The organism is Catalinimonas alkaloidigena (genome assembly GCF_900100765.1).
Taxonomy (GTDB): Bacteria; Bacteroidota; Bacteroidia; order Cytophagales; family Flexibacteraceae; genus Mooreia; species Mooreia alkaloidigena.
In genome coordinates this window covers 96,775-110,278 of sequence record NZ_FNFO01000002.1, presented here as the reverse complement: position 1 = coordinate 110,278, position 13,504 = coordinate 96,775, and the positions used below count along the sequence as shown (strand labels likewise).

Here is a 13,504-nt window from a genome sequence, read left to right as displayed (position 1 = left end):
TTTAAAACAACCATGTACAGCGTGCCCTAGCGCTGCCTGTCAGCACGTGGGTCGATCTGTACATGGTAATGCGATACCATGCAAGCTACCCTTTCGCCCCCCTCCACGGTGGAGTACGGGTTCCGGCGGGTGATCGTCACGATCACCGCCATTACCTGTGCGCTGTTGGAGATCATCGATACGACCATCGTCAACGTGGCCCTGACCGACATGCGCGGCAACCTGGGCGCCACGCTGACCGATGTGAACTGGGTCATCACGGCCTACGCCATTGCGAACGTCATCATCGTGCCGCTCACGAGCTGGCTGTCGCAGCAGTTCGGCCGGCGGTACTACTTCGCCGCCTCCATTGTGCTGTTTACGGTGGCGTCGTTCCTGTGCGGCAACGCCACCAACATCTGGGAACTGGTCGCGTTCCGGTTCATTCAGGGTCTGGGTGGCGGTGCACTGCTGGTCACCTCGCAGACGATCATCACGGAAGCCTATCCGCCCGAAAAACGGGGCATGGCGCAGGCCATCTACGGGCTGGGCGTGATCGTCGGCCCGACACTCGGTCCGCCGCTGGGCGGCTACCTGATCGACCACTACGCCTGGCCCTACATCTTCTACGTGAACGTACCGGTGGGCATCATCGCAACGCTGCTCACGCTGACCTACATCCGCAGTCCGCACTACGGCGGCAAGCGCAAAGCCTCGGAAGTCGACTGGCTGGGCATTTTCTTCCTGATCGTGGCCGTCGGGTCGTTGCAGTTCATTCTGGAGCGCGGGCAAGAAGAAGACTGGTTTGACAGTGGTCTTATCATTCTGTTCGCCGTGCTGGCGTTCCTGGGCATTTACTGTTTCGTCTGGCGCGAGCTGGTCACGCCCAATCCGGTGGTGGAACTGCGGGTACTGAAAAACCGCAACCTGGCCATTGGCTCGGTGCTCTCGTTCGTGCTGGGCTTCGGACTGTTCGGCTCCACGTTCGTCATCCCGATTTTCACGCAGAGTTCGCTGGGTTGGACCGCCCTGCAATCGGGCATGTTACTCATTCCGAGTTCGTTGGCGACGGGCTTTATGATGCCGGTGGTCGGCCAGATCATCCAACGCGGCGTGTCGCAGAAGTACCTGATTGCGCTGGGCTTTTCCATCTTCTTCCTCTACAGCCTGTGGGCGTATCAGTTGATCATGCCCTCCACGTCGAGCGACGACCTGTTCTGGCCCCTGATGGTACGCGGGTTCGGGCTGGGCTTCTTGTTCGTGCCGACCTCGACCCTGTCGCTGTCTACGCTGCACGGTAAGGAGATCGGGCAGGGCGCGGCGTTCACGGGGATGATGCGGCAGCTCGGCGGTTCGTTCGGCGTGGCACTGATCAGCACGTACATCAACCACCAGAACCAACAGCACCGGGTCGACCTGCTGCCCAAACTTTCGCCGTACGACTGGGAGGTGACGCAACGCCTGCAAATGATGGCGCAAAATTTCCGGACGCAGGGATTTACGGCCGATCAGGCCCTGCAACAGGCGCAGAAGCTGATGGACCTTTCCATCACCCGGCAGGCCGCGTTGCTGTCGTACATGGACGTGTTTCTGGGCATCGGGATTTTCTTCGTGGTCTGCGTGCCGTTCGTCCTCATTCTGCGGCAGGACAAACCCAAAGGGGCCGTTTCGCGCGAGGCGATGAACGCACACTGATCACTCCGCCGTCGCGAAGCTGACTTCTTTCGTGGCCTCGTTTCCGACCCGGTCGACAGCCCGGATGGTGAGCGTGTAGGTCTGGCCGGGTTTGAAGCCGCTGAGCGGCCCTGCGTACGTTCTTTCGCTGCCACCGTTGAGTCGGTAGAAGACTTTGTCGATGCCCGTATCCTGATCGGTCGCGGCCAGAAAAACCGACACCAGTGCGGGATACTGGTTCTCGGCCACGGCCCCAATGCTGTAGCTCACGGAGATTTCCGGCGCATGGGCATCGACTGTGAAGTCGAGTTCGCTTCGGTTGCGGTTGTTGACGTTGTCGTAGCCGAACAGCGCCAGTTGGTGCGGCCCGTGCTGCGTGACCTGGAACGGTTGCTCGTACCGCGTTTCGCCGGGCTGCTGGTCCTGCGCATAGGCGATGTATTGCAGCCCCGACTCGTCGTCCGAAGCGGTCAGCACCACGTCGGTCGTCGGCCCGATGAAGGTTGTTTTTCCGATGCTGATCGATTTTCCACGAAACTGATGGGTGAGCTTGGGCCCGGTCAGGTCCACGTACACGCGGCTGACGTTCAGCTTAAAGCGGGCGTAGGGGTCGTCGCGCCGGCCACTGCCGCCTTCGTTCTGGGCGTTGTCGAGCGCATAAAATCGGATCTCGTGCAGGCCGGGCCGGTTGGGCAGGTAAAACGGCTCCTCATAGTCGGTGAACGGGGCGTTGTCGATCGAATACTTCACTTCCTTAATGCCTGACTTGTTGTCTACGGCAGTCAGTTTCAGTTTCGTACGCCCGGAAAAATAGACCTGCCCGTTGGCGACAAAGCGGTCGCCCAGCACGTCGGAGGCGATGATGGGTGCGGTCTTGTCATAGTAAAACGAAACCGACTTCACAGTTTCCCGATTAGCGACCTGATCTTCCGAATAGTAGGTCAGGCGGTGCGGGCCATCTTCCAGAAAAGTGAACGGCACGCCCTGTCCGTCGTAGCGCTTCCAGGGCAGGCTGTCGAGCCGGTAGTAGGTGGCAGCGATGCCCGCCAGGTTGTCTTCGCTGGTGAGGTAAATCTTCGAAGCCGACGAGATTATGCTATCCGCCGAAAAGCCGGTGATGTTGTGGAACGTACGGGGCGCAGACAGATCAACGGTAAAATTCGCGGTGTGTGGGGCTTCCTGATTTCCTACGCGATCGGTAGCGTAATAGGTGTACGCATGCGCTCCCTCCGCAAACGTTGCCAAGGCCGTTTGGTACGGCTGGTACCCCTTACCGTCCATCGAGAAATAGGTGGCCTGCACCCCCGACATTTCGTCGGTCGTAGCCAGCGCTATCGAAAGCCCGGGGCCGTAGTAAACCCTCTGCCCCGAGCGGTGCGTGGGCGCGCCCGAAAAAGAAGCGTTGGTCTGAGGGGCGTAGCCGTCGGCATAAATTTCGAAGGCGACGTATTCCTGATGGTCGGCGTCGTGGTGCCGAATCAGGTGTTTGCCGTGCCCGTCCAGGTACATCGGCTCGACACCGCCGTTGTTCTGTGCCAGAGGTGTGGCGTTACGGCCGTCCGGGGTGGCGGCCACAAACAGGTACACTGGCAAGGCCGCCTGCTGAAAATAGCGCCCGGCGCTATCGACGTAGGTGCGGGCCGTAGGCGCGGCGGGCGTTTGCGCCCACCCCAGAGTGCACAGCAAAAATCCGCTCCACAAGAAGCCGGCGTAGTGCAGGAAAGACGTTGCGGAAGAAAAGGCGGGACAGCAGTAGCGTGGTGTCATGAAGAGAAGTTATTGGCCAGATTGGTATTGATCTCGTGCGTGACCGAATCCAGCTCGCGGGCCGTAAAACCAATGCTTTTTACTACCTGCCGCTGTTCTTCCTTGTTCAGGGCGGTGGCCTGCAACAGTTGCACCAGCCCCAGCATGCGGGCCAGCGGCGCACGTAGTTTATGTGAATTGAGGTAAAGATGCTCCGAGAGCTGTTCGTTGCGGCGCTCCAGTTCGGCGGTCCGTTCCTGAACCTTGATCTCCAGCCCCTCGTTGATTTCCCGAATGCGCCGGGCTTGCGCCTCGATTTCCGCTTGCTGTGCCTGCAACAGTTTGTTCTGAGCCGTTACGCGCCGGTGGGCCCGGAACAGAAAAAACGAGTAGACCAGCACCACCAGTGCCAGAATCGCCACGCCCCACAACAGCATCCGGTCCTGTTTCAGTTGGGTGCTCAGCAGCATCAGCTCCTGCGAGGCCATTGCCCGCTCCAGGTTGTTGATTTTCTGCGCTTTTTCCAGGTAAGCAATCTCCAGTTCGCGCCCCTTCAGGCCCTTCAGCAGATCCAGGTTGACCGAGTCGGTCTCCAGCAGGGCCGCGCCGGTGGTGGCCAGGGCTTCTTCGGTTTGCTGCAACTGAAACTTTTTGAGCTGCTCTTCTTTTTCGGCCAGTGCGGCGCGCAGCTTGGCGGCTTCCACTTCGCGCTGTTGCTCTTCTTCTTTGTCGCGCTGCACCAACTCGTGGAAACTGCGGTAGAGGTTAAAATACTGGAGCGACTTTTCGGCATTGCCCGCATTCGAATACGTTTCGGCCAGCATGCCGTAACAACTGCGGATCTCTTCGGGGCTGCTCAATTCCTTGGCGAGCGTCAGTGCTTCTTCCAGCCGTGCGATGGCCTCGTCGTAGCGCGCCAGCCGGTTCAGCACCACGCCCAGGTTGTAGAGCGCCGAAATCTGCCCGATGCGTTCGCCCGCCGCTTTACGTGCTTCCAGCGTACGCTTAAAGTGCTCCTCTGCTTTTTCGTATTGCTGCACGTCGGCATACAACATGCCCAGGTTGCTGTTGATCATCGCCATGCCGTTTTCGTTGTTGAGTTGGGCATTGAGCGACAGCGATTGCAGGTAATAGTCGATGGCGCGCTGGTACTGGCTGTGCTTCCAGTAGATCATCGCGATGTCGTTAAAGTGGTGAGAAGCTTCCCGAAAATCGCCGAGGCCGCGGTACCGGGCCGCCTGCGCTTCGGACTGAGCGACCTGGAAACTGTCCTGCCGCGACAGGGCCATTTGCGCACACACCGTTTGCCCCAAAAGCCACAGCAGGAGCGACGTGCCGATCCAACGGTAGTGCAGGGGGCTGGCAAAAAGGCGCATACAGGATGGGAATAAGAGGATCAGGCTATGAAAGAAGCCCGGCTGTTTACGGTTGAAAGACAGCGAAATCAAGGCTTTTGTTGGATGATTCCGAACCCCTTGGGGACGAAATCGTTATTGAGTCGTTTGTCCGTGTTGAAAACAAACTTTGGCACAACACAGAAATACAATAAAGATAATTTTATTCATCATAATCAATATTTTAGTCCAGAAATTGTTTGCTTTGCTATCCATAAATTCCCCGTCGGGCACTCCCCGCCTGCCTTGCGGTACGGGGTACCGACCCGAAACCTTTTTTCCTTTACCCTCTTCCGAACGTACTGCATGATTCCAGACTGGTTTATTGCGCTCAGCCCGGTGGTTCAGGCGCTGCTGGCGACGTTGTTCACCTGGGGCGTCACCGCGCTCGGGGCCGCCTTTGTGTTCTTTTTCAAAACCATCAACCGCAAGGTGCTCGACTCCATGCTGGGCTTTGCGGCGGGGGTGATGATCGCCGCCTCGTTCTGGTCGCTGCTGGCACCAGCCATCGAAATGACCGAACAGGCCGGCGGCACGCCCTGGGTCCCGGCTACGGTCGGTTTCCTGGCGGGAGGCGCGTTTCTGTTCGGCATCGACAAGATCATCCCGCACCTCCACCTGAACCTCCCTCCCGAAAAAGCGGAGGGCATTCATACCAGCTGGCACCGGAGCATTTTGCTGGTCATGGCCATTACGCTCCACAACATTCCGGAAGGCATGGCGGTGGGCGTGGCGTTCGGCGCACTGGCCGACGGCGACGTGGGCGGCAGCACACTGGGGGCGGCCGTTGCCCTGGCACTGGGCATCGGGCTGCAAAACTTCCCGGAAGGCGTGTCGGTGGCCGTGCCGCTGCGGCGCGAGGGCTTTTCGCGGTTCAAAAGTTTCTGGTACGGGCAACTGTCGGGCTTCGTGGAGCCCATCGCCGGGGTGCTGGGGGCCTGGGCCGTCATCGCCATCAAACCACTCCTGCCCTACGCCCTGTCGTTTGCCGCCGGGGCCATGATTTTTGTGGTGGTAGAAGAGCTGATTCCGGAGTCGCAGTCGGACGAAAACACCGACATCGCAACAATCGGGGCCATGCTGGGCTTTGCGGTGATGATGATGCTCGATGTGGCGCTGGGGTGAGTGCGTGTGGTGATGTGGTGATGTGGTGATGTGGTGATGTGGTGATGTGGTGATGTGGTGATGTAAGGTGTACTTGAGGTTAAAGGTCGGATGTTTCAGGCGGTCACCGCACCACTTCACACTTCACACTTCACACTTCACACTTCAGAGTGTACTGGCTTATGGAAAAGGGGGTTAACGAAGCTTTTGATAAAAATATCGTCGATCGCTTGACTCAGCGCCTATTTATCGTAATATTGTATTATTACATTTAAGATCATGGGCATTACGAAATCGGAAGTCTTTAACGCACAGCAGAACCAGATTGCGGAATACGCCAAGGCCCTGGCCCATCCGGCCCGGGTGGCCATCTTGCAGGAACTGATCCGCCAGAAGACCTGCATCTGCGGCGATCTGGTCGACGTGTTGCCCCTGTCGCAGTCCACCATTTCGCAGCACCTGAAGGAACTCAAGCGCATCGGCTTGATCAAAGGCGAAGTGGAAGGCCCCAAAATCTGCTACTGCATTCACGAAGAAAACTGGTCCGCCGCCCAGGCCATGCTCAACCAGCTTTTCGGCTCGTTCGCCACCACCACGTGTTGCTAACGGAAAACCGGATCGGATACCCTCACGCTGATTAGCCCGCACAAATCGTCACCGCCCAAACTTACAGCCCAGTACATCGTAATATTACATTTTAACGATCAATATCATGGAAAATCAAGAAGCCCTGCGCCAACTCGTCCGCGAGAAGTACGGAAAAATCGCGGAACAAACCACTGACCGTTGCTGTGGCCCCGCCTGCGGGTGTGGTCCGGAAGAGGCCCCGTCCGATTACACCGTTTTCGCGGAAGATTACACGCAATTGGCGGGCTACAACCCCGACGCCGACCTGAAACTCGGCTGCGGCCTGCCTACCGAATACGCCAAGCTCCAGCCCGGCCAGACGGTGGTCGACCTCGGTTCCGGGGCCGGAAACGACTGCTTCATTGCCCGCTCGGTAGTGGGCGAAACCGGACGGGTGATCGGCCTCGACATGACCGAACCCATGATTGCCAAGGCGCAGGCCAACGCCGCGAAACTCGGCTTCACGAACGTGGAATTTGTGCTGGGCGAAATCGAAGCGATGCCCCTCCCCGACCAGACGGCCGACGTGGTGGTGAGTAACTGCGTGATGAACCTGGTGCCCGACAAGGAGAAGGCCTTCGCCGAAACGTTCCGCATCCTGAAACCAGGAGGTCACTTCAGCATCTCAGACGTAGTACTGAAAGGCGATCTGCCCGACGGGCTGCAACGCGAAGCCGAACTGTATGCGGGGTGCGTTACGGGAGCCATCGACAAAGACGCGTACCTGGGCCTGATCGAAAAAGTAGGATTCACGAACATTCAGGTCCAGAAAGACCGGGAGATTGTTCTGCCCGACGAACTGTTAAAAAATTACCTTTCCGACGAAGAACTGGCCCACTACCGCCAGTCCGACCTCGGCATCTACAGCGTGACGGTCTACGCCGAGCGCCCCGCCGAAGCGAAAAGCTGCTGTGGTCCCGATTGTTGCAACTAACCTCGACTTTACCTCCGGCCGGTCCAAGGGTCGGAGGCCTTCCCTGACGTTATGAAAAAAATCTTAGTGCTCTGCACCGGCAATTCCTGCCGCAGTCAGTTGATGGAAGGCTACCTGCGCCACTTTGCGGGCGACCGGGCGGCCGTGTACAGTGCGGGCGTCGAGACGCACGGCGTGAACCCCAAGGCAATCCAGGTGATGGCCGAAGACGGCATCGATATTTCCGGACACACCTCCAACCACGTGGATGAGTACGCCGACGTAGCTTTTGATGTTGTGATTACGGTCTGCGACCATGCGAAAGAACGCTGTCCCGTTTTTCCTACACGTGCCCGGCAGTTCCACCACAATTTTCCTGATCCGGCCAAGGCACAAGGCTCCGAAGAAGAGGTCCACGCGGTGTTCGTAGACGTGCGCAACCAGATCCGCACTTACGCAAAAACGTTTGCAGAAGAGCGGTTGTGAGACCATCACAACGCCTTTTCCATGCAGAGGCTCATGTCCAGGTGGGCGTAAGGTCCATAGTTGGGGATGCGTCGGTACCCTAGCTTTTCGTAGAGCGCAATGGCTTCGGGCTGGCGCGGTCCGGTCTCCAGGCGCATCGTCCGATACCCTTCCTCCGCGGCCCACTGTTCCAGGGCCTGCACAATGGCCCGACCGACGCCCCGGCCCCGGCTTTCGGCGTGTACAAACATTCGCTTCAATTCTACCATACCAGCCTCGGCTAGCGGACGAAAAGCGCCGCACCCGACCGGCTGGTCGTCATAATACGCCACCACGAGGCGCGTGGCATGATCCAACTTATTGAAGACTTCGTAGGCAGCCTGGTCTTCGGGATAGCGTTGCCAGAGTTCCCGGTCCAGCGCCCCGATCAGGGAGACGGCCGTCGGATGGTCGGCGGGGGTACGTTCGAGTCGGTACATAGGCGACAAAGCTACCGCGCCGTGGCTGATTTTCAACTGAAATCGAACGCCGAAACGTAGACCGGAACGTGACCCGGTTTGATGTCCTGCACCCCGACGCCGTGCCCTTCGAACATCACGTACGAGAAAATACGGTCGGTCAGCGCCCGCATCGGCCCCCAATTGCCTTTGCGGTGCAGAGCCCGGTGCAGCGGATCGTCCAGATCCAGTACCCACAGGGCGCTGGTCACCTCGAATTGCGCCAGGATGCTCTCCAGAAGTGTGAGCAGTTCCGGTTCCCGGCCGGGTTGTACGTAGGCCGCCTCGACCACCACAAACTGGTGTTGCCGCGGATCAAACAGCCGGTGCACCACCGGCAGGCGCGGGAGGATGTGCTTCAGGACGGCCCCGCCCATGCCGGGCAGTTCGGCGATGTGCCACGCCACGGGAAACACCTGCAATCCGGCCACCACCTGTCCGTGTTCCCGCAACACGAAGTAATTCTGTTCGTCGTAGAAGTGGTCCAGGTGTACCAGCGTGTAGGGTCGATACTGTTCCTGTAACCGCGCGAACATCGTGGGCCGCTCGGCATCGGTCAGCCGCCCGAAGCGACGGTTTTTGCGGGGCGATACGCGGCTGAACAACAGGGCCTCCAGCAGAGCCAGGCTCTGGAAATGCAGTTTTCGGGAAAGGCGCACGGACCGGCGGTTGGCGTACTCCACGTGCGAGTAGAACAGGTGCGACTCGGCCGTTTGTGCGGTCAGGAACCGTACGGCTTCCTGCTTCATCAGCCCTCCCCAGCCCCGGTCACCGTACGGCGGCCGGATGGACAGCAGTCGTCCATAAAAGCTTTGCACCTCGCCCACGGGCGTGCCCGTCCGCTGCGGCGCCACGCAGTAGGTCCCCACCGCTTCGTCCCGATAATAGAGCGTAAAGAAGTACGATCCGGCAAGTTTGTCGAGCTTCGACTGGTTGTTCAGGTGCTGGTAGCGCGGGCCGGACGTGCCGTACACGATCTGCTCGACCAGGTGCGTCCACGCCGCAGAGGCTTGTCGATTCACCGTGATGCGCACGGATTTTTCCTGGTAAATGGTCGTGTCGTCGGTCATAACAAACGGGCAGCTTGGCGCGGGGCAAGGTCTGCACATCGGATGGATTGTGCAACTGCTTCGGGAAGGACTTCCTTTGGTCGAAGTTCGGTATGCAGCTTACCAACTCCTGCGTATCTTTGGGGTTTGTTCACGTAACCTCCTGCATCCGTTGTCTTCTTCACGACTCATCGGCGCCCATGTCAGCACCGTCGGCGGCATCGAGAATGCCCCGCTGAATGCGCACCAGATCGGCGCTACGGCCTTCGCCCTGTTTACCAAAAACCAACGCCAGTGGCAGGGAAAGCCGCTGACACCCGACCAGATCGACCGCTTTCAGGCGGCCTGTGCCGAATACGGTTTTGACCTCGCGTCCATCCTGCCACACGACAGCTATCTGATCAACCTGGGGCACCCCACGCGCGACGGCCTGGAAAAATCGCGGGCCGCGTTTCTGGACGAAATGCAGCGGTGCGAACAGTTGGGGCTGAAAATGCTGAACTTCCATCCGGGTTGCCACCTTAAACAGATTTCCGAGGCGCAGTGCCTGTCGGTGATTGCCGAATCGATCAACCGGACCCTGGACCAGACCGAGGGCGTCACGGCCGTGATCGAGAACACCGCCGGGCAGGGCAGCAACGTGGGCTACTGCTTCGAGCACCTCGCCGAAATTATCGACCAGGTAGAAGACAAAAGCCGTGTGGGCGTTTGCATCGACACCTGCCACGCCTTTGCGGGCGGCTACGACCTGCGCACGCCGGAGACCTACGCCGACACGATGCGGCAATTGGAAACGATTGTGGGGATGCCGTACGTGAAAGGACTCCACGTCAACGATTCGAAAAAGGCCCTGAACAGCCGTGTGGACCGCCACGAAAAGCTGGGACAAGGCGAGCTGGGGCCAGAGGCCTTTCGTCTGCTGATGGAAGACGAGCGCTTTGCGGACGTGGTGTGCATTCTGGAAACCCCGAACCAGGAGCACTGGGACGAAGAAGTTCGTCAGTTACGGGTGTGGGCGGGCGAAATGGTCGAACAATCCTGATGATCATGCGTATCGTTTCAGGCGGACAGACCGGCGTAGACCGGGCCGCGTTAGATGCCGCCCTGGCCGGGGGCGTACCCTGCGGGGGATGGTGCCCCAGCGGCCGCGCCGCCGAAGACGGCCCCATTCCGGAGCGGTATCCGTTGCAGGAAATGGCCGACGGCGGCTACGCCTCGCGCACCAAAAAGAACGTCCGCACCAGCGACGCCACCGCCATCTTGTACTTTGGCGAACTGAGCGGCGGCACACAACTCACCGTTTTCTTCTGCATTCAGGAGCGGAAGCCCTACAAACTGATCGACGGAAAAGAAATTCCGCCGGAACGGGCAGCCGTGCTGTTGGCAGAATTTTGCCGGGAACACGCGGTGCAGACGTTCAACGTCGCCGGACCGCGCGCCAGCACCGACGCCCGCGCCTATCCGTACGCCTACGAGGTAATTTCCGCGTTTTTGCAGCATCAACCCACCGCGCACCCCGCTATCTGCCCGGGTACGCCGCCCGGTGTTGTGTAATTTCTTCCATGTGCTGCACGGCCCACGCTGCCAGGCGGTTGATGTGCGGCAACAGGCTCTGCCCCAGGTCCGTGAGTTCGTACTCGACCCGGGGCGGAATTTCGGCGTATTGCCGGCGCGACACCAGCCCATCGGCTTCCAGCGTGCGTAGCGTCACGGTCAGCATTTTCTGTGAGATGTCGCCGATGGACCGCTGAATGGCTTTGAAGCGCAGCGTGCCCTGTTCGCTCAGAATCAGCAACACGAGCATCGACCACTTGTCACCGAGCCGATCCAACACCTGCCGCACTGGGCAATTACCGTTGTTCTGGTATTTTTCTACTTTTGCTTCCATGCTAAGCTCCTGATTATCAGCATTTGTTTCCTGGACGTAACCGGCTTACCGGCAGGTGCCTTCTTGCGAGGCCCTTTTTTCGCGTCTACCTTTGAGTTACCAAAAGTAACCAAGTACCCTTAGGTTCGCAACCTGGTTGTGCGAGCCCTTTTCACAACAAATCGCATTTTATTATGATACTGATCACAGGAGCTACCGGCCATTTCGGCACGGACGCCATCGATTTTCTTCTGCAAACCACCGACGCTGCTCAGCTGGCCGCGCTGGCCCGCCATCCGGAGAAAGCCGCGCCGCTACGCGCCAAAGGCATCGACGTACGGCAGGGCGACTACAACGACTACGACTCGCTCGTGCGGGCTTTCCAGGGCGTTGAGAAACTGTTGTTTGTTTCCAGCAGCGATCTGGTCAACCGCGATGCGCAGCATGCGAACGTGGTGAAAGCAGCGCAGGCAGCGGGCGTGAAACACGTGATTTACACGAGCTTCCAGCGCAAAAGCGACGACCCCAATTCGCCTCTCGGTTCGGTCGCGCAGCAGCACTTGGCTACGGAAGAGCACCTGAAGGCCTCGGGCATGACCTATACCTTCCTTCGCAACAGTCTGTACATGGACGTGTTGCCGATGTTCATTGGCGACAACGTCCTGGAAACCGGCACGATCTACCTACCGGCCGGCGAAGGGAAAGCCGCCTATGCTTCGCGTCGCGACATGGCCGAAGCCGCCGCCCGCGTGCTCACCTCCGAGGGGCACACCAATCGGTCGTACGAAATCGCCAACGTCACCTCGTATTCGTTTCAGGACATCGCGACTCTCCTGAGTGACCTGACCGGCCAGCCCATCGCGTACCACGCCCCGTCGGTCGAAGTGTTTCAGAAGACGCTCAGCGAGGCAGGCGTACCCGAGCAAGCGATCGGCTTTACGGTGGGCTTTTGTCAGGCCATCCAACAGGGCGAATTCGACCTACCCACGTCCGATCTGGAAACCCTGTTGGGCCATGCCCCAACCTCGGCGCGCGACTTTCTGAAGACGGTTTACCAGCACGCGTAAAGCCTGCGGGCCACTTCTTTCCTTCCCTTCTCCGTCCGCCGACGGGGAAGGGATTTTTTTATGGGCGGCGAACACTTGTCGGGTTTCTACAAGAGCGCCGGAGGAGCGTTGCGTATCTTGTTCATTATGGCTTACGCTTCTACGCTTTCTACCCTACTTTTTTTGTTGCTTCTGCTCGATACGGCCTGCGTTCCTGCGTCTCAGGAGGCACACACGCCGCCCCCGCTGGCCGAGGCCTTCGCTTACGAACAAACGGACGTGAACTTTACGGTCGATTCTTCCTGGCAACAGGCCGGCATTCTGATTCAGGACATCAGCTACCCGTCGTATCAGCCGGACCACGGTCTGTTGAAGGCGTATCTGATTCAACCCCTACACACCACGGCCCCCACGGCCGGCGTTCTGTTTTTTCACTGGCTGGGCGAGCCGCACGGCGACCGCACGCAATTTCTGGACGAGGCGACAGCACTGGCCCAACAGGGCGTTACGTCCCTGCTGCTCCAAGGGTATTTCCCGTGGCGCGAACAACCCACCGACGGCCCCACCGACCGCCAGCACGTGGTTGACCAGACCATCGATGCGCGGCGTTCGCTCGACCTGCTGCTGGCCCAACCTGAAGTAGACCCGCAGCGGGTGGCGTATGTAGGGCACGATTACGGGGCTATGTACGGCGCCATTCTTTCCGGCCTGGAAGAGCGCATCCGCGCCTACGTGCTGATTACCGGCATGGGGACGTTCAGCGACTGGTCGTTAAAATACTGGCCCCATACCGCCACGGCGGGCGAGGCCCACTACCGGCAGGCGCTCGCGTCCGTCGATCCCGAGCAGTTTGTCGCCCAGGCCGCGCCGGCCGCGCTTCTGTTCCAGTTCGCACAGCACGACATTTACATTTCCCACGACGTCGCCAATGCGTTCTACGAAATCGCCAGCCAGCCCAAAACCCAGCTGTGGTACAACGCCCCGCACGACATGGACCTGGAAGCGGCCCGCCGCGACCGCCATCTGTGGTTGCAACCGCACTTGAACCTGGCGCCCTTCCCCACCGAGGTCGTGCAGACGCTGCTCTCGCCCTGAGAAAAGGACCTGTGCGGCGATTTTGCAGAAGGGCATGCAGAAGTGGAC

General features: G+C 59.4%; 14 protein-coding genes. 9 read left to right on the top strand and 5 right to left on the bottom strand.

The annotated features are described in order from the left end of the window. Positions 1 to 78: 78 nt before the first annotated feature. Entirely contained in the window at positions 79 to 1,674 is a 1,596-nt protein-coding gene (locus tag BLR44_RS03890) for a DHA2 family efflux MFS transporter permease subunit (protein ID WP_089679425.1), read from the top strand. On the opposite strand, the gene BLR44_RS03885 is transcribed toward BLR44_RS03890, so the two are convergent. Together BLR44_RS03885 and BLR44_RS03880 are read right to left on the bottom strand one after the other, a co-directional pair. Then, the gene (locus BLR44_RS03885) at positions 1,675 to 3,420 is read right to left on the bottom strand and encodes an OmpL47-type beta-barrel domain-containing protein (RefSeq protein WP_143017097.1); all 1,746 of its coding nucleotides are present in this window, start codon (positions 3,418 to 3,420) and stop codon (positions 1,675 to 1,677) included. After that, positions 3,417 to 4,775: a tetratricopeptide repeat protein gene (locus BLR44_RS03880; protein WP_143017096.1), complete on the bottom strand. Its 1,359-nt coding sequence runs from the start codon at positions 4,773 to 4,775 to the stop codon at positions 3,417 to 3,419. The genes BLR44_RS03885 and BLR44_RS03880 overlap by 4 nt, the downstream gene beginning before the upstream one ends. A 324-nt stretch (positions 4,776 to 5,099) precedes the next feature. On the opposite strand from BLR44_RS03880, the gene BLR44_RS03875 reads away from it, so the two are divergent. From BLR44_RS03875 to BLR44_RS03860, 4 genes are all read left to right on the top strand, one after another. Further along, positions 5,100 to 5,918, top strand: coding sequence for a ZIP family metal transporter (locus tag BLR44_RS03875; protein WP_089679417.1), 819 nt, complete (start codon positions 5,100 to 5,102; stop codon positions 5,916 to 5,918). 258 nt (positions 5,919 to 6,176) lie between these two features. Further along, complete coding sequence (locus BLR44_RS03870) at positions 6,177 to 6,503, top strand: ArsR/SmtB family transcription factor (RefSeq protein ID WP_089679414.1); 327 nt, start codon at positions 6,177 to 6,179, stop codon at positions 6,501 to 6,503. A 106-nt stretch (positions 6,504 to 6,609) separates the two neighbouring features. Further along, positions 6,610 to 7,458, top strand: a complete 849-nt coding sequence (locus BLR44_RS03865; protein WP_089679411.1) for an arsenite methyltransferase — start codon at positions 6,610 to 6,612, stop codon at positions 7,456 to 7,458. 51 nt (positions 7,459 to 7,509) lie between these two features. After that, positions 7,510 to 7,923, top strand: coding sequence for an arsenate reductase ArsC (locus BLR44_RS03860; RefSeq protein ID WP_089679408.1), 414 nt, complete (start codon positions 7,510 to 7,512; stop codon positions 7,921 to 7,923). Between the two features lie 5 nt (positions 7,924 to 7,928). On the opposite strand, the gene BLR44_RS03855 is transcribed toward BLR44_RS03860, so the two are convergent. Continuing rightward, entirely contained in the window at positions 7,929 to 8,381 is a 453-nt protein-coding gene (locus BLR44_RS03855; protein ID WP_089679406.1) for a GNAT family N-acetyltransferase, read from the bottom strand. Between the two features lie 32 nt (positions 8,382 to 8,413). After that, positions 8,414 to 9,469 carry a GNAT family N-acetyltransferase gene (locus tag BLR44_RS03850; RefSeq protein WP_089679403.1) on the bottom strand — a complete coding sequence of 352 codons (1,056 nt, stop codon included), beginning with the start codon at positions 9,467 to 9,469 and terminating at the stop codon, positions 8,414 to 8,416. 151 nt (positions 9,470 to 9,620) lie between these two features. Between BLR44_RS03850 and nfo the strand changes: the two genes are divergently transcribed. Beyond that, a complete protein-coding gene (gene nfo, locus BLR44_RS03845; protein ID WP_218127005.1) occupies positions 9,621 to 10,490 on the top strand; it encodes a deoxyribonuclease IV in 870 nt (289 codons plus the stop codon). Positions 10,491 to 10,495: 5 nt separating this feature from the next. Then, entirely contained in the window at positions 10,496 to 11,002 is a 507-nt protein-coding gene (locus tag BLR44_RS03840) for a putative molybdenum carrier protein (RefSeq protein WP_218127004.1), read from the top strand. On the opposite strand, the gene BLR44_RS03835 is transcribed toward BLR44_RS03840, so the two are convergent. Further along, complete coding sequence (locus tag BLR44_RS03835; RefSeq protein WP_089679398.1) at positions 10,968 to 11,336, bottom strand: winged helix-turn-helix transcriptional regulator; 369 nt, start codon at positions 11,334 to 11,336, stop codon at positions 10,968 to 10,970. The genes BLR44_RS03840 and BLR44_RS03835 overlap by 35 nt on opposite strands. A 173-nt stretch (positions 11,337 to 11,509) precedes the next feature. Here BLR44_RS03835 and BLR44_RS03830 point away from each other — a divergent pair, with 173 nt between their 5' ends. Both BLR44_RS03830 and BLR44_RS03825 read left to right on the top strand, forming a co-directional pair. Next, positions 11,510 to 12,382, top strand: a complete 873-nt coding sequence (locus BLR44_RS03830; protein ID WP_089679394.1) for an SDR family oxidoreductase — start codon at positions 11,510 to 11,512, stop codon at positions 12,380 to 12,382. A gap of 126 nt (positions 12,383 to 12,508) precedes the next feature. Beyond that, the gene (locus BLR44_RS03825) at positions 12,509 to 13,456 is read left to right on the top strand and encodes an alpha/beta hydrolase family protein (protein WP_143017095.1); all 948 of its coding nucleotides are present in this window, start codon (positions 12,509 to 12,511) and stop codon (positions 13,454 to 13,456) included. Positions 13,457 to 13,504 lie beyond the last annotated feature (48 nt).